Below are 17,901 nucleotides of genomic sequence, written 5' to 3'. Positions count from 1 at the left end.
GGAGCCTAGTAAACTTTAAAACAGCATATTGGAAGCTGATTGATAAAAATTTACCTCGCTACTGCCTCTACTTAGCACTGAAACCCTGTTTGCAGATTTTAAATTATCTCGCTCGCATCGTCTCGGAGATGTCTCCTAGAATACCCTGCTGTTAAAAGGCAGTGATTCTTTGGGAAATTGCCGCCCTGCAACTAGATACATTGCAGGCGATTCCCTACGGGATAGCTGCGCTTCACGAGTTTTTTGTGTGTTTTTTTCCTGAGTCCGCAAGGGTAGCCTTGCAGCGAACACAGGTAGATAGTAACTTTAGCGTTATTTTGCTTGCTGCGCTGTTGAGTTGCTTTCGTCAGCGCCCGCATACACAAAAGCCACCTGCCCGCTCAGTCGGTAGGTGCAATGTAGCCGCGCGGTTCACAACTGGTGAAACCTGTCTTATTGTGCAGTCAACTCTCGAACCGCGAACATCAATTGTATCAAGAAATTGATAAAATTTCACCGATTACAGTCAGAGTTTGCGCGCAAGTCTTGTAAGCGATCGTCCAGAACTCACGCTAAGATGCCTGGCCGAAAAATGTTGACAGTTGTGCATAACCCTAATTTGTATTTTTTGAGCCACCAACGTTTGTAACTCATCAACGAAGCCTATTTCAAGGATTTCTGACACCTTGGGAGCATCTGGTAGAGCCAGCGCAGCCTTTTTTACCGCGCCCAAAAACAGATACTTACTTGCTGACACGAGTCGTGGAGAGGCAAAAATTTTAGACTCTTGTTGAATCTCCCAGATTCATTTGTGCAGTAAATCTCAAATCTCAAATCGACTGACGCCCACAAACTTGGCAGTAGTAATTTTGTTTAGCTCAACGGTGGCAGTTCTTACGGATTTGAGGGGATTGGCATTTGGGACATTTCCTTTCTATCCATAATGATGCCACCCCTCTTAATTAGCTTCTTAACTTCCTCTTCAATGAACTGCTGTGGTTCCATCAGCGTTCGCGGAGTCATTTTCTACTAAGTCTCAACTCCCGTCTCAACATCTCTTACATAAAATATTAAGTCTTGCTCTTAACATCGCTCTTTCATAATTGGTTGTTCAAAATATATTAAGAAAAATGTAATTAATGAATAGCACCGCAGATAGAGCGAAAATAGTAGATATGAACTCTAAGAATCTTCAGGCTTGAAAGAAGCAGTAGGAATACGTAGATATGGTTAGCATAACAAATCTTTTTCTAGGATATCACATTAACGAGCAAATATATGTAGGTAATCGCACTCTAGTTTATCGCGGTCTTCGCACTTCAAATGGGGAGCCCGTCGTGATCAAACTGCTGCGGAATGACTTTCCGCGCTTCAACGAGCTAGTTCACTTCCGCAACCAGTACGTCATTGCTAAAAACTTAGAGATCCCCGGCAGTGTCAAGGCATACAGCCTGGAAAACTACCATAACCACTATGCTCTGGTAATGGAAGACTTTGGCGGAATCTCCTTGAGTAGCTACCTCGCTCGTCTAGCAGTCGAGAGTAAAGAGCCCCTAGAAGGCTTGCCCGTTAACGAGTTTCTTCCCATTGCAATTCAAATTGCCAACGCCCTTGACGGACTTTATCGCCACCACGTCATCCATAAAGACCTCAAACCGGCCAACATTCTAATTAACCCCACCAGCAAAGAAGTGAAGCTGATTGACTTCAGCATCGCTTCCCTGCTGCCTCGCGAAACCCAAGAAATTCAAAATCCCAACGTCCTTGAAGGCACCTTACCTTACATATCTCCCGAACAAACTGGGCGAATGAACCGAGGCATTGATTACCGCACAGATTTCTACTCGCTAGGAGTAACATTCTACGAATTACTAACAGGAAAGTTGCCCTTCCAAACGGATGACCCAATAGATTTGGTACACTGCCACCTCGCCAAACAGCCACTGGCAGCCTCAATTGTCAACAAAAGCGTTCCATTGGTGCTGTCTGAGATGGTAAGCAAACTGATGGCGAAGAATGCAGAAGCTCGCTATCAAAGCGCCCTAGGACTCAAGTACGACTTAGAAACTTGCTTATCCCAGTGGCAAGAGACAGGGACGCTCGCTAACTTTGATTTAGGGCAGCGAGATTTGTGCGATCGCTTCATCATACCCGAAAAATTATACGGTAGAGAAAGCGAAGTATTCTCCCTGCTAGCGGCGTTTGAGCGCGTGAGTGGAGGCAGCGCCGAAATGATGCTCGTTGCCGGTTTCTCCGGCATTGGCAAAACCGCTGTTGTCAACGAAGTTCACAAACCAATTGTGAGACAGCGCGGATACTTTATTAAAGGCAAATTTGACCAATTCCAACGTAATCTTCCCTTTTCAGCATTTGTCCAAGCTTTTCGCGACTTTATGGGACAATTGCTATCGGAAACAGATGCTAAAGTTGAACAATGCAAGTTGGAAATTTTGGCAGCTTTGGGCGATAGCGCTGGGGCGATAATTGAAGTCATTCCCGAACTAGAACGTATTATCGGCTCGCAACCGCCAGTCCCAGAACTTTCTGGCAGTGCCGCTCAAAATCGCTTCAATTTATTGTTTGAGAAATTTATTCAAATTTTCGCAAGAAAAGAACATCCTTTAGTGATTTTTTTAGACGATTTGCAATGGGCAGACTCAGCATCGTTAAAATTAATTCAACTGCTGATAAGTGCTACTGATAACGCCTATCTATTATTAATAGGAGCTTATCGGGATAACGAAGTTTTTCCAGCACATCCATTCATGCTAACGTTAGCAGAGATTCAAAAAACTCAAGCAAAGGTGAACACTATTACCTTAGCGCCGCTCGATCGAGCGGGCGTAAATTGTTTAGTGGCCGATACTCTAGCTTGTTCTAAACCGTTAGCGGAACCTTTGACAGAATTGGTTTATCAAAAAACTCAAGGTAATCCATTTTTTGTAACTCAATTCCTCAAGTCTTTACACGAAGATGGATCGATCACATTTAACTTAGATACCCGCTATTGGCAGTGCGATATTGCACGAGTGCGATCGCTAGCGATCACCGATGATGTGGTTAAATTTGTGGCGATTCAGTTGCAAAAGTTGCCAACTCAAACGCAAGAAGTTTTGAAGCTGGCAGCCTGTATTGGCAATCAGTTCGATTTGGCGACCCTGGCAATTATTAATGAAAAAGTTGCCGTAGAAACTGCATCCGCTTTATGGAAGGCACTACAAGACGGGCTAATTTTACCCATTAGCGAAGTTTATAAGTTTTATCAAGCAGAGGGGAATAGCGAATCGGTAGTGGGTAATGGAAAGGAATATGAGCAATTACCAATTACTCATGACCAATTACCCAAATATAAGTTTTTACACGATCGGGTTCAACAAGCAGCCTATTCCCTGATTCCCGAGGAGCAAAAGCGATCGACTCACTTAAAAATCGGTCAACTGCTGTTAGAGAATACGCCAGAAGCAGATCGAGAAGAAAGAATTTTTGATATTGTAAACCACTTAAATGTGGGAGTAGGGCTAATTACCCAGGAAGTAGAACGGGGACAATTAGCACGATTGAATCTAGTTGCTGGAAAGAAAGCCAAAGCTGCTACTGCCTATTCTGCTGCGGTTGAATATTTCAATATGGGCATAGAATTACTGGCAGTAAATAGTTGGCTCCCTCAATACGAACTAACATTAGCGCTCCATACCGAAGCAGCAGATGCGGCATATCTAAGCGGTGACTTTGACCTGATGGAAAAATTAGCATCTGTCGTGGAAAACTGCGCCAAAACGCTACTGGACAAAGTGAAGGTATATGAAGTACAGATGCAAGCTTATATGGCGCAAAATAATCTACAGGAAGCACTGAATACGGGACTACTATTTTTAAAGCAGTTGGGGGTAGAGTTTCCCTCGGAGCCAAACTCGTCAGATATCGGGCAGGCACTAGGGGAAACTTCGGTAATTTTGAATGGCTTGCGAATTGAAGATTTAGTTGACCTGCCTCAAATGAGCGATTCCTATAAACTAGCAGCTATGAGACTTTTATCAAGTATCTTTGCGCCTGCCTACATTGCTGCTCCTGCACTGTTGCCTTTGACGGTGTGCAAACAAGTACAATTATCCGTCCAATATGGGAATGCTTCTGTTTCTCCCTTTGCTTACGCCAATTATGGTTTTCTTCTTTGTGGAGTTGTGGGAGATATTGAGTCAGGTTATGAGTTCGGTCAATTGGCTTTAAGTCTAGTGTCAAAGTTAAATTCTCAAGAAATCAAAGCCAAGACAGCCTTCATAGTAAATTTATTTATCCGACATTGCAAAGAGCATCTCAGAGAAACCTTAGAGCCTTTGGTGTCAGCTTACTCTAGCGGAATGGAGGCAGGAGATTTAGAATATGCAGGCTATAATTTATTACAGTCCTCCTGTTCAGCTTACTATAGTGGCAAAGAACTGACTGTCCTGGAAAGAGAGATAGCAAGAAACAGAGATGCTCTTCATAAAATTAAGCAAGAAACAGCGCTTAATTATATAGAAATCTATTGGCAGGCTATCTTGAATTTGCTGGGAAAAAGTGAGAATTACTGCCTTCTAAAGGGTGAAGGCTGCGATGAGCAGATCAAGTTGCCATTTTACCAGCAAGCGAACGATAAAGTGGGAGTTGCATACATATATTTAAACAAATTTTTACTTTGTTATTGGTTTGAAAACTACTCAGAAGCCATTGAGAATATCGCAATAGCAGAGAAGTATTTAGATGCAGTGGTAGGAATGCCCGTTGTTGTTATCTTCTATTTCTACGATTCTCTAGTGAGGTTGGCGGTGTATTCTGATGCTCCACAGTCAGAGCAACAGGGGATTCTTGACAGAGTACAAGCTAATCAAGAAAAAATGCAGAAATGGGCGCATCATGCCCCCATGAATCATCTGCATAAATTCTATCTAGTGGAGGCTGAACGGCATCGGGTTTTAAACCAAAAAATAGAAGCGATCGAGATGTACGACAAAGCGATCAATGTTGCTAAAGAAAACGAGTACATCAACGAAGAAGCTCTTGCTCACGAACTCGCCGCCAAATTCTATTTGGAATGGGGCAAAGAAAAAATTGCCAAACCCTATTTAATTGATGCTTACTATGCTTACGCTCGTTGGGGAGCAAAAGCAAAGATTGATTATCTAGAACAGCGTTATCCCCAATTGCTTGCTGTGATCCTGCAACAGGAGCGAACTCGCCAGAATCCGAGCGAAACAATTCACACATCCACCCATAGTGAATCATCCCTATCTAACACGACTAGAACAATTATCGGTAGCACCACCAGTTGGGGGTTAGTAGATTTGCCGACAGTTATCAAAGCTTCTCAAACTCTATCTAGCGAAATTCAACTCGATCAATTGCTCACTACCCTCATGCAAGTGGCGGTGAAGAATGCCGGAGCACAAACCGGAGCATTAATTTTGAATGAAGAGGGAAACTGGACGATAAACGTTCACTGCACAAACCGTCAAGACTGCCTTCTGCAATCAATTCCGGTTGAGGAGAGCGATGTAGTTCCTCTAACCATAATCAACTACGTCAAACGTACAAAAGAAACCCTGATTTTTGATGATGCTAGCAGTCAACCAAGATTTGCATCTGACCCCTACATTATCCAACAGCAACCTCAGAGCCTGCTTTGCACTCCGATCAGCGAGCGAGGGAAAATGCTCGGGATTTTGTATTTGGAAAATAATTTAGCAACAGGGGTATTCACGAGCGATCGCGTCGCCATCCTCAACATCCTGTGCTCCCAAGCTGCAATTTCCTTACAGAACGCCCGACTGTATCAGCAATCCCAGGAGTATGCCCAAAAACTAGAGCTTTATCTCAAGGATCTCAAACAGATGCAACTGCAACTGGTACAGAATGAGAAGATGTCTGCTCTCGGAAATTTAGTCGCAGGAGTAGCCCACGAAATTAACAATCCCGTAGGCTTTATTGCCGGCAACTTGCAACCGGCTCAAGAATACCTACAAGATTTGTTCGAGCTAATCGATGTATATCAAGATAGTTTTCCCCAGCCAGGAGCTAAAGTTGAAGAAAAAATCGAGGCCATAGACTTGGAGTATTTGCGAGAAGATTTGCCCAAATTGATTGGCTCGATGCAGGAGGGAGTCGAGCGCATTCGCAATATCAGTACAAGTTTGAGAACGTTTTCGAGGGCTGATAGCGATCGACCAGTTGCTTTCAATATTCATGACGGACTCGAAAGCACTCTCCTGATTCTCAAGCACCGTTTAAAAGCGAGCGAGTTTCGCCCTGCCATTGAAGTTGTGAAAGAGTATGGTAACTTGCCCCTCGTGAAATGCTTTCCCGGACAGTTAAACCAGGTATTTATGAACGTACTGGCTAATGCCATTGACGCTCTGGAGGAGTCAAATAAGGGGCTCCGTTTTAGTGAAATTAAAGCCCTAGCTAATCAAATAACGGTTCAAACTGTTCTGAGCGAAGACCAAAATCAGGTTTTGATTCGCATTAAGGATAATGGAGTGGGGATGTCTAACGAAGTCAAGGAAAACATCTTTAACCACTTATTCACAACTAAGTCTGTGGGTCAAGGAACCGGATTGGGATTGTCGATCGCCCACCAAATTGTTGTGGAAAAACATGGAGGTACGTTAACAGTGAATTCCTCGCTAGGGCAGGGTTCGGAGTTTGTTATTTGTATTCCGGGGTGAGCAGTTCGTAGTAGGTCTTTAGCGCAATTAGCGCCATCGGCTAACCTAGACTCGATCGACAACTTCATGCCGATCGCAGTCATCGTCAAAAATATCGGGTTTAGTAGGAAGAAACATACGGATATTCCGGGTTTCTAGACACCCATGCGTTTAGAAGTGAAATTGTGAGTTGTAAGCTGTGAAACGTAATTTGTCCTCTTGGCGTCCAATATTGTCAGTTTCGATTTTACCCGTACTGGCGATCGCCCCGTCTTTGCTCTGGAATCAACCCGGAAGATCGCAACAGGGGGAGAGGGCTGGGCTGATTCATGCTTCGATCTCCCGCCAGGGAATGAATTCCCTGGCTGATAGCGAAAGTCGGTTAAAACAGAGATGTTGCACCATTGTCAATTACTTGTTTAGGAACAGGCAAGATGCCTGTTCCACAAGAGATGAATTTTATTGTGGAACAGGCATCTTGCCTGTTCTGGAGAATGGTGCAACATCTCAGTTAAAACCGACTGAAATATTGACCTATAGTCCTCTTGAGAGAACTTCAGCTATGAGACAGGGAATTCATTCCCTGTCGGAATATAGGTTTTTGGCTCAATCTGTACCGCCATCTTCGAGAATTAGACAAGGCAGCCAAGTGTCTCTAAACGGTCGCATTCTCCCCCTAAGTTGGACTCAGCAGCCGGCAAACAGCACTTCTGCGAATTTCCGAACTTGGATTGCTGATGTTGGATTGATGCAAAGTGCGGGAGTGGATTTGCTCAGCAGCGCCGACAGTGCCAAACAACCGGTGCAGTGGTTTTCGGTATCTTTAACCGCCGATCAAAGCTTAGCAGCGCGGGCAACAGGCCCGTATCGTTACTTAGATGTTACAGATTTTGCTAGACTTGCGGGCTGGGAGATATCTGCCGATGGGAATATTCTAAAAATTACTTCTCAAACTGCAAGTGTTACCGGAATTCGGCAAGCAGAAATAGAATCGGGCGATCGCATTGTTGTAGATCTCGATCGGCCCGCCCCTTGGCAAGTTAACTTTGTCAATACGCCGATCCCGTCGCCGACACCCACACCCAACCCCCCGGACGACCCCACAAAGCCCGCTATCCCACTGCCAAACCTCCGCGCAGCGCCAAACCTCGAAACACCAGACGACCCGACTAAACCCGCCCTCCCGCTGCAAATAACGCCCGCAGCGCCGATCGCCGGTCAAGAATGGTCGATCGCGATCGATGCCAAAGTCGCTCCTGCCTTACTTCAGGACACTTTTCAAACCAGCCAACAATTGCTATCACTAAAAGTCGAACCTGACGGCGCTCAAACTAAAGTCAAGGTAAAGATTCCTTTAGGTTGGCGGCCGCAAGTTTTCAGCCTGGGAAACCCCAATCGATTAGTTATCGACATTCGGCCAGATTCGTTAGTAGAAAAAAATATTGTTTGGGCGCCCGGTGTGCAGTGGCGGCAGCAGTATCAAAATTTAGGAACTGCTCGTTTTCCAGTAGTTTGGTTAGAAGTTAATCCGCGTCAATCCGGTGTAAAAATTCGACCAATTCTCAGCAATCCGCCGACAGATCAAGGGACTGCACCTCTATTGCAAACAGCAGAAGTTTCGGGTGCGGCTGCGGCGATTAATGCAGGTTTTTTCAATCGAATTAATCGCTTAGCTTTAGGGGCAATTCGGCGTGACAATAAATGGCTTTCCGGGCCGATATTGAACCGGGGGGCGATCGCCTGGAACGATCGGGGAGAATTTGCGATCGATCGTTTGACTTTGCAAGAAACTTTGATAACTCCGGCCAATCAACCTTTGCCCGTTTCTCATCTCAATAGTGCCTACGTACAACCTGGAATCTGTCGCTACAATTCTGATTGGGGAACAACTTATACTCCGTTGTCTGGCAATGAAATAGTTGTGACAGTTGCGGCCGATCGAGTTGTCAGCCAATCCCCCGGAGGTGCGGCGGCAACAACAACTTTTCCCATTCCAGCTAACGGTTATATTTTGGCTTTGCGTTCGGATTTATTCCCTGCATCTGAACTATCCATCGGCACTTTATTGCGTTTAGAAACTAACACTTTTCCTGCTGATTTCAACCGTTTTCCTTACATTCTCGGCGGCGGGCCGGTGTTAGTTCAAAACAGTCGAGTTGTGCTGGATGCGAAGGCGGAAGGGTTTAGCGATGCGTATGTTAGACAGACAGCAATTAGAAGTGCGATCGGGCGAAATGCTGCGGGGAATTTGCTGATTGTAGCGGTGCACAATCGTGCGGGCGGGGCGGGGCCAAATTTCGCAGAACTGGCGCAGATATTGCAGCAAATGGGTGCTGTGGAGGCTTTAAATTTGGATGGGGGAAGTTCGACGAGTTTGTATTTGGGAGGTAGTTTGCTCGATCGACCTCCGTCAACTGCTGCGAGAGTTCATAATGCGATCGGTATTTTCATCCAACCATAGACCGTCACGTTAAATTGTAGGGTGCGTCAGCGTCCGTTATCTTCTCAAAAATTGAGAATCTCCGCACTGACGCACCTTACAAACTCTTGTCCTCCCCTTATTAAGGGGGGCTAGGGGCGATCGAGAAGACTGTACAAGAAAGAAAAAACTCAACATAATTCCCCCGTCTCAGCTATAATCAAAACCATCCTCTCCACATCCTCACATACCCATCATGAGGCACTGGCCCCCTGGACAACAACTCCACCAAGGCAAATACCTAATCGAAGAAATCCTCGGCGGTGGCGGATTCGGTGTCACCTACCGCGCTCAAAACCGCAAAGAAGGTAAAGTAGTCGCCATCAAAACCCTAAATGCCAACGTTCAAGGTAAGCCAAACTTTCGCGAATTCCAAACCAAATTTGTCAACGAAGCTTTATCTTTAGCCCGGTGCAGCCATCCTCACGTCGTCCAAGTTTACGAAGTATTTCCCGAAATGGTGGGAAATATCGAATTGTGGTGCATGGTGATGGAATTAATCGATGGAATTGACTTAGCTAGCCATCTCGAAGATAACGGCCTTTTGTCGGAAGCCAAAGCTTTGCCAATTATTCAAGAAGTGGGAAGCGCGCTGAGTTTTGTTCACCAGCAAGGATTTACTCACCTCGATGTTAAACCCCAAAATATTATGCTAAGAACCCCCCCCAGCCCCCCCTTGGTAAGGGGGGGAGTAAGAGAAAATACCCCCTTCTCTTCTTCCCCCCTTAATAAGGGCGGTCAGGGGGGTGCAGTTTTGATTGATTTTGGCATAGCGCGACAGGTGACGGCACCGGGGAAGTTGAGGACAAATAGCAATTCCGGGACTGAGTGTTACGCACCCATCGAACTATTAGAAAGACGCGCTGAACTGGGCGCTTATACAGATGTTTATTCCCTAGCAGCAACGCTTTATGTCATGTTGACTGGTGAGTTGCCGTTTCCGTCGCAATTCAGGAAGCAAAATATTCCTTTAACTCCGCCAAAGCAATTCAAATCGGAGATTAGTGACAGGGTGAATGTGGCGATTATGAAAGGAATGGAGTTGGAACCGCAAAATCGCCCGCAGTCGGTACAGGAATGGTTGGATTTGCTGGTGCCGAAACCTGGGGTATTGCCATCACCAAAAGTTAGCCCTCAGCCAGCACAAAAATCTTTTGAAACGCCGCAGAAACCAGCGCCTCCTGATACTGCGCGGGTGATTTCAGTCGTGGGGATTAATTATATAAACTTGCAAAATTTATTAGCAGCTCAAAAGTGGCAAGAAGCCGATGAAGAAACCTGGAGAGTGATGTTGAAGGTGGCGGGTAGGGAGCAAGAAGGATGGCTGGGTCCAGAAAGTATTGAAAAATTTCCTTGTGAAGACTTGCGAACCATTGACCAACTTTGGTTAAAATACAGCGATGGACGCTTCGGCTTTTCGGTGCAGAAGCGCATCTATTCAAGTTTGCGGCGAACTAGGGAATATCATGAGTGGGTGAATTTTTGCGATCGTGTAGGCTGGAGAAAAAACAACCAATGCCTGTACTACACCGACCTCATTTTTTCCGAGAAAGCACCAGAAGCTCACCTCCCGGCAGCTTGGTGTCGCTCAAAAGCTGGAGAGGTGAGGGGGAGTGGTTGGATGTGGTGGTTCTTCTCTCGCGTCGAGACTTGTAAAGTGTAACATCTAAGCGTTTCAGATTTTTATTAAGACTTGCGAACCCAACTTTTTCCACGATCGCCACTTCTAAGCTAATGCCTAAAACCCCGAGTTACCATGACTCTAAGATAAACTTTATTATTAACTGTGGGGGCGAAGCATTCGGCGAAAAATATGAGCTTCAAAACCGACAATATATTGCCCGAATGCTTCGCCCAGGCCTCTGCGCCAGATACAATTCCGATGTTTCAGAATTTGATTGATCTGATTTCCCAACGCACATATTGGTAAACCCGCGCTGATTAGTAATCACCCTGAAGATTCGAGTTTACTCGCGTGAATTGGGCGAAGCATTCGGATGGTTTCGGCAGTTAAAAAACCAAACAACCACCGAACAAACTAAAAAAACGCTCTTACTTCCCCCCTTACCAAGGGGGGGCTGGGGGGGGTTAAAATCTAAAGAACCAACGAACAAACTAAAAAACGCTCTTACTCCCCCCCTTACCAAGGGGGGGCTGGGGGGGGTTAAAATCTAAACAACCAACGAACAAACTAAAAAAACGCTCTTACTCCCCCCCTTACCAAGGGGGGGCTGGGGGGGGGTTAAAATCCTATATAACAATGACAAAACTCTACAACAAAAGCTCAGAAAAATTCAAGCGACAGAAGCTTCGCGCAGAAATGACAGAAGCTGAAAAGCGACTATGGAAACAAATAAGAAACAGACAGCTTGAAAACTGTAAATTTCGCCGACAATATAGCGTAGCAGCATTTGTGCTAGATTTCTACTCGCCCGAAATCAAGTTAGCACTAGAAGTTGATGGTGACAGTCATTTTGTGGATGGCGCTGTAGAATATGATGCAGAAAGGCAAGAGTTTATTGAGTCGGCAAGGATTAATTTTTTGAGGTTTACTAATGAGGATGTTTATCATAATTTGGATGGGGTTTTAGAGGTTATTGTTGAGGGGATTAAATCGCTGAGAACATCGGGTGTTTTACCCCCCCCAGCCCCCCCTTGCTAAGGGGGGGAGTTAGAGTTAGCCCCTTGCTAAGGGCGGGAGTAAGAGTTAGGAGGGTAAATTAGATTTAATCGTTTATAACATCGGGTATTTTACCCCCCCCAGCCCCCCCTTGCTAAGGGGGGGAGTAAGAGTTAATTCCTTTGCTAAGGGCGGGAGTAAGAGTTTCGATAGTCCAAAATCCCAAATACGAAATCGATATGAGCTCAAAAGTTACCCTCACCATCACTTCCGGGAATCTCAAAGGCCGAGAATTTACCTTTGACACCCGCACAACTTGCATTATTGGTCGCGCCAAAGATTGCTATCCCAAGATTCCCGACGACGAAAAACACCGCACGATTTCCCGCTATCACTGCTTGCTGGATATCAATCCTCCCGATATCCGGGTGCGCGATTTCGGTAGCAAAAATGGCACTTTTGTTAATGGCAAAAAAATCGGTCAACGAGAAGCTCATCAAACTCCCAAAGAAGCTGCTCAAATTCAATTCCCAGAATACGACTTGCAAAAGGGAGATGAATTTACACTCAGCGATACTTCTTTTCGAGTTGGCGTTGCCCTTGACCCGGAAATTGTCAAAACTCTCCAACACCAAACACCCCCTGTCATTCCCTCAAATCAAGCAAATCTGTGGGAAATGCTGCAAGCTTTTCTGTTGAAAGCAGTGGCTAATGAAACCCATATCGGAGTTCTCGGCGATTACCTTTTGCTCAAAGAATTGGGTAGGGGGGGTTTTAGTTTAGTTTATTTGGCGCGACACAAGCGGACTAACGAACAAGTGGCGCTGAAAGTCATGCTGCCAAAAGTAGCGGCAAATCAGCGGGCTGTTAATTGGTTTTTGCGGGAAGTTGAAAATATGAAAGTTTTAAAACATCCCAATGTGGTAGGATTAAAAGAGTTTGGTTATGCTGATGAAACTTTCTTTTTCACGATGGAATACTGCGACGGCGGCAGTGTTGTGGATTTGATGGAACAACGCGGTTTCAGCACTTTGCCGATTGGTGAGGGTGTGGCTATTATTTTGCAAGTTTTAGATGGTTTGACTTACACCCATAATGCGGAAATTCCCAATGTCAGATTGGCTGATGGTAGTTTTGCAAAGGGACAAGGTTTGATTCACCGGGATTTGAAACCGGGGAATATTTTTCTGGCTAATGTGGGTGGGAAACAAGTTGCCAAAATTGGGGATTATGGGTTAGCAAAGGCTTTTGACCAAGCGGGTTTAAGCGGCCAAACGATGACTGGTAATGTTGTGGGTACGCCGTATTTTATGCCCCGACAGCAGGTAGTAGATTATAAGTACGCCCAACCGGATGTTGATGTTTGGGCGGCGGCGGCTTGTTTGTATGTGATGATAACGCGATATTCCCCGCGAAATTTGCAGGGTCAAGACCCGTTTTTGGCGGTTTTACAAAATGATGCGGTGCCTGTGCGCGATCGCACTTCTGCGATTCCTCAACCGCTAGCCACCGTTATCGATCGCGCTTTAATTGACAATCCTGATATTTATTATAAAAGTGCAGCGGAATTTAAACAAGCCCTATTCAATAGTATATCGTAATTTATGGTTCGACTACCCATAGGTTTTCAGAAACCCGGTTTCTTCAATAAACCGGGTTTCTTGGTATTCTCAATCTGCCATCACAGACAATACATACTCTCCTTGATTTACTGACTGATTTGTCGAAACATCAAAAATGAAAACATCCGACTCAGCACAAACATCAACCAAACTGGGAAATTCCCCATTCTTATTAAAGCTGAGAATTTGATAAAGCCGATCGCCCTTTTTGACATAACTCCCCAACTCCACTCGATTTTGAATCATCCCGCCCGCCGGCGCGTAGTATTTGAGCGCTGAATTCTTGGGAGTGAAAATAACTTGATGCGCCTCTGTTTCCGGCAGGGGAAATCCATCTATTTTCAATAAACCCTTACTTGCTAAGTAATTTTTGATGCCCCGCAAGCCATTCGCCACCGACTCGGGATTCATTTCCATCCCCGAACCTAATTCTAAAGTCCAAGCTTCCACGTCAAATTGGATCGCACTTCCCAACTGGGCCAAAATCTTCTCCAAAGCCAGCCAAGGCTTGAGAAACGCCTCGTCAAAAGCATCGCCGTCGTACTCGTCCATCAAGATTGCGCGATCGAGCAAAAAAGCTTTCGCACTCTCCTCGCGGGAATTAAAACAGTAAAGGTAATCTAAACTTTGATTCGTAGAACTGTGCAAGTCCAGCACATAGTCAGCATCCAAACACAAAGATTGTAGCTGATATCGGTAAAGTTCGCTGTAGGGGCGGCAACTAGGAGCGTTAATTTTTTCCAACTCTTTGGCAAAACTCAAAGCAATCGCTTTTCTGTAATTAACTTTGACAGTATCCGCATTGAGATGGATGTGAGACTTAGCAAAACCCAGAATATCTTCCCCTTGTTTTTCAAAATCCCAGAAAATTCGGTTCCAATTTACCCCATCATAAAGATTGTAGCGACCAGGGGAAAAATGGTGCGATCGCTGGCTGACACCCACAGGATTGCAAACAGGAACCAGCCAAATTTCCCCGTTTAACTGACTGCTGTCCAAAGACATTAAAAACTCAATTAATTGGTAAATCACAGCATTACCGCTAATCTCAGCGCCGTGGAGGTTAGATTGGAGATAAGCTTTTTTGCCGGGAATCGCACCTTGGAACTGATAGACTTGCAGTGAAAGCCGATCGCCCGAAGCAAGCTGCACCACAGGAATAGTCGAAATAACAGGAATCATAGAGAAGGAAGAGGGAAGAGGGAAGAAGGAAGAAGGAAGAAGGAAGAGAGAAGAGGGAAGAGGGAAGAGGGAAGAAGGCAAAAATTTTTTTCTTTATTGTGCCAACTGCCAACTGCCAACTGCCAACTGACTTATTCCTTAATAGCCGATTTGCTGACGAAGGTCTAAAATCAATACAGTCCTCTGCTGACTTGCTTTCAGCAAGATTTAAGCATACTTATCCTGCAACCTTATAATAATCCTTGTGTCAGACACTGCCCAGAACCGCCCAGAGCTGGATCTGAAGACCATATTTCCCTTCGAGCTAGATAACTTTCAGAGAGAGGCGATCGCCGCCCTCGATGCAGGTAAATCGGTTGTCGTGTGTGCTCCCACAGGCTCTGGGAAAACGTTAATCGGGGAATACGCCATCCATCAAGCACTCTCCAGGGGGCGGCGCGTCTTCTATACCACTCCCCTCAAAGCACTCTCTAACCAAAAGCTGCGCGACTTCCGCAGTCAATTTGGAGACGACAACGTAGGTTTGCTCACGGGCGACATCTCCGTCAATCGAGATGCGCCGATTTTGGTGATGACTACCGAAATATTTCGGAATATGCTCTACGGTACGCCGATCGGAGAAGTCGGTACTTCGCTCACCGGAGTAGAAACCGTGGTGCTCGACGAGTGTCACTACATGAACGATCGCCAGCGTGGTACCGTCTGGGAAGAATCCATCATCTACTGTTCGAGCGAAATTCAACTGCTCGCCCTCTCAGCAACTGTTGCCAATAGCGAGCAACTCACAGACTGGATTAACAAAGTCCACGGGCCCACAGAGCTCGTCTACTCAGACTTTCGGCCAGTGCCGCTGCAATTTCACTTCGCCAACCAAAAAGGGATATTTCCCCTGCTAGACGAGACCGGCAAAAGAGTTAATGGCCGGTTAGTCCCCAAAAAGAAGGGGCAAAAAGTAGAAAGAGGCAGCATTCCCACTCCGAGTTTGACCGATGTTTTGGCGCGGTTGGACGATCGAGATATGCTACCAGCAATTTACTTTATCTTCAGCCGTCGCGGGTGCGACCAAGCAGTCGCAGAAGTCGGCAATTTCTCCCTGGTTAACGAAGCCGAAACAGCCGAACTCAAACGCATCATTGACGATTTTTTACAGCGAAACCCAGAAGCAGAACGCTTCGGTCAAAAAGAAGCACTTTTAAAAGGCATCGCCGCCCACCACGCAGGCATTTTGCCCGCTTGGAAAGGTTTAGTAGAAGAACTCTTTGGCAGAGGTTTGATTAAAGTCGTATTTGCCACCGAAACCCTAGCAGCCGGGATTAATATGCCCGCCCGCACCACAGTCATTTCCACCCTGTCCAAGCGCACCGACAAGGGACACCGACTGCTAAACGCTTCAGAATTCCTGCAAATGGCCGGTCGGGCTGGTCGGCGGGGCATGGACAAGCTGGGGCACGTCGTCGCAGTTCAGACGCGCTTTGAAGGCGCAAAAGAAGCCTCTTATTTGGCAACAGCCAAAGCCGACCCCCTCGCCAGTCAGTTTACGCCCAGCTACGGCATGGTGCTGAATTTGCTGCAAACACACACTCTCGACGAAGCTCAAGAGTTGGTAGAACGGAGTTTTGGTCAATACCTGTCAACCTTGTACTTGCAGCCGCAGCAAGAAGAATTAGACCGATTGCAAACAGAATTGGCGGTGCTTGAACAGTCCCTGGCGGCCGGAGGAAATGTCTCCACCCTGGAAAAAAACCTCGCCCATTACGAAAAATTGCAGGCAAGACTCAAAGAAGACAAACGTTTGCTCAAAATTCTATTGCAGCAAGCTGAAGAAGCCAGATTTAAGGAGATGTCCGTAGCTGTCGCTTTTGCAGTGCTCGGCACGGTTCTGAGTCTCAAAGGCAAGCACGTTCCGACAGCCAAACGATCGCACACAAATCCTGTACCCGCCGTATTGGTTGCCAAAATCGCAGGTTCCGGCCAAGCACCAAATTTGGTGTGCTTGGGCAAAGATAACCGCTGGTATGTCGTCGCCATTAGCGATGTCGCTACCCTGCACGCCGAATTACCTCGCTTGAGTGTTGCAGATACCTTGAACCCGCCGCCGGAAATGCCCCTGAGACTGGGCCAGTGCCGCTTGGGAAATGAAGAAACTGCTTCAATTGCTGCATCGATCCCACAATTGCCGACACCGGAACCGAGCCCAGAGGCGATCGAGCAACAGCAGAAAATCGCAGCCCTAGAAGCTCAGCTAGAAATTCACCCGGTTCTAGAATGGGGCAATCCCGGTACTTTGCTCAAACGCCAGCGCCGCCGGGAAGAATTGAAAAAAGAAATCCGCAAAAGCGAACAAGAGTTAGAAAAGCAGCGAGCTCGCTACTGGGAGCAATTTCTCAACTTAATCGACATCTTGCTGAATTTCGGCTGCTTGGAAAGAGTAGTTTCGGCAACTGGAAACCGAGATGACTCCTCCGACAGGTTGGTGCCCACAATCTTGGGCCAAGCTTGCGCCGCCATTCGCGGCGATAACGAACTGTGGCTGGGTTTGTCCCTGATGTCTGCCGAGTTTGACGAACTCGACCCCCACCACCTCGCTGCTGCTTGCGCGGCCTTAGTTACAGAAGTTTCTCGGCCCGACAGTTGGACTCACTACTCGCTGTCGCCAGAAGTTTTGGCACCTTTGGACAATCTGCAAAAAGGCTTGCGCCGCCGGTTGTTTCAAGTGCAGTACCGTCATGAAGCTGCAATCCCGATTTGGCTGGAACGGGATTTAGTGACTTTGGTTGAGCAGTGGGCTCTGGGCGTTGAATGGCTGGAACTGATTAGCCATACGAGTTTGGATGAAGGGGATGTGGTGCGGATTTTGCGCCGCACTTTGGATTTCTTGTCTCAGATTCCTCATGTTCCTCATGTTTCAGATTCTTTGCGGAGGAATGCTTGTCGGGCGATGCAGTTAATCGATCGATTCCCCGTGAATGAAGCTGCAAGTTAGAAAATTGTTGACTGTTGAGTGTTGAGTGTTGGCTGTTGACTGTCCGGCATCTAAATTGTATTTTTGGTTTTTCAACCCAAATGCAGGCAGATTTTAATCTAAAATCGTTTCCGGTTGCATCGGTATTGTTCAAATGTCCAAACAGTCAACACTCAACACTCAACAGTCAACTGTCATGAGGAATAGACCCAGATTTAAATCTAAAATCCAAAATCTAAAATCCAAAATCTAAAATCGAGCGATCGCACATTTTCCTGATTCAGGTTGCAGAACAGGATAGAAAATTGTATGGTGCGGATCGATCGCTCTTTATTGTTATTGAATTTTTCTCTAGCGGTGTGGTGGGTAATTCTCAT

The 17,901-nt window shown here is 46.1% G+C and carries 7 protein-coding genes; 6 read left to right on the top strand and 1 reads right to left on the bottom strand.

All coding sequences use genetic code 11. The annotated features are described in order from the left end of the window. Window positions 1-1,205: 1,205 nt before the first annotated feature. The 5 genes from QUA71_RS11830 (at window position 1,206) to QUA71_RS11810 (ending at window position 13,359) form a co-directional block, all read left to right on the top strand. On the top strand, window positions 1,206-6,680 hold the full coding sequence (locus QUA71_RS11830; RefSeq protein ID WP_333285090.1) for an AAA family ATPase: 5,475 nt from the start codon (window positions 1,206-1,208) through the stop codon (window positions 6,678-6,680). Window positions 6,681-6,858: 178 nt separating this feature from the next. Beyond that, the gene (locus QUA71_RS11825; protein ID WP_333285088.1) at window positions 6,859-9,120 is read left to right on the top strand and encodes a phosphodiester glycosidase family protein; all 2,262 of its coding nucleotides are present in this window, start codon (window positions 6,859-6,861) and stop codon (window positions 9,118-9,120) included. Window positions 9,121-9,334: 214 nt separating this feature from the next. Next, window positions 9,335-10,801, top strand: a complete 1,467-nt coding sequence (locus QUA71_RS11820) for a serine/threonine-protein kinase (protein ID WP_333285086.1) — start codon at window positions 9,335-9,337, stop codon at window positions 10,799-10,801. Between the two features lie 657 nt (window positions 10,802-11,458). Then, window positions 11,459-11,800 (top strand): endonuclease domain-containing protein, encoded by a 342-nt coding sequence (locus tag QUA71_RS11815; RefSeq protein WP_333285084.1) that lies wholly within the window; start codon window positions 11,459-11,461, stop codon window positions 11,798-11,800. A gap of 197 nt (window positions 11,801-11,997) precedes the next feature. Further along, window positions 11,998-13,359 (top strand): protein kinase domain-containing protein, encoded by a 1,362-nt coding sequence (locus QUA71_RS11810; protein WP_333285082.1) that lies wholly within the window; start codon window positions 11,998-12,000, stop codon window positions 13,357-13,359. 69 nt (window positions 13,360-13,428) lie between these two features. Here QUA71_RS11810 and QUA71_RS11805 read toward each other — a convergent pair whose 3' ends face one another. Next, complete coding sequence (locus QUA71_RS11805; RefSeq protein WP_333285080.1) at window positions 13,429-14,562, bottom strand: succinylglutamate desuccinylase/aspartoacylase family protein; 1,134 nt, start codon at window positions 14,560-14,562, stop codon at window positions 13,429-13,431. A 244-nt stretch (window positions 14,563-14,806) separates the two neighbouring features. On the opposite strand from QUA71_RS11805, the gene QUA71_RS11800 reads away from it, so the two are divergent. Continuing rightward, complete coding sequence (locus tag QUA71_RS11800; protein ID WP_333285078.1) at window positions 14,807-17,545, top strand: RNA helicase; 2,739 nt, start codon at window positions 14,807-14,809, stop codon at window positions 17,543-17,545. Window positions 17,546-17,901 lie beyond the last annotated feature (356 nt).

This window comes from Microcoleus sp. MON1_C5, assembly GCF_036701875.1.
Taxonomy (GTDB): Bacteria; Cyanobacteriota; Cyanobacteriia; order Cyanobacteriales; family Microcoleaceae; genus Microcoleus.
The sequence above is the reverse complement of the archived record's forward strand: the minus strand, read 5'-3'. Positions and strand labels throughout refer to the sequence as shown.

Bases quoted from the DNA above. Each gene is read 5' to 3' on its own strand.
- QUA71_RS11830 (WP_333285090.1), top strand. From the start codon at position 1,206: ATGGTTAGCATAACAAATCTTTTTCTAGGATATCACATTAACGAGCAA.
- QUA71_RS11820 (WP_333285086.1), top strand. From the start codon at position 9,335: ATGAGGCACTGGCCCCCTGGACAACAACTCCACCAAGGCAAATACCTA.
- QUA71_RS11815 (WP_333285084.1), top strand. From the start codon at position 11,459: ATGACAGAAGCTGAAAAGCGACTATGGAAACAAATAAGAAACAGACAG.
- QUA71_RS11810 (WP_333285082.1), top strand. From the start codon at position 11,998: ATGAGCTCAAAAGTTACCCTCACCATCACTTCCGGGAATCTCAAAGGC.
- QUA71_RS11805 (WP_333285080.1), bottom strand. From the start codon at position 14,562: ATGATTCCTGTTATTTCGACTATTCCTGTGGTGCAGCTTGCTTCGGGC.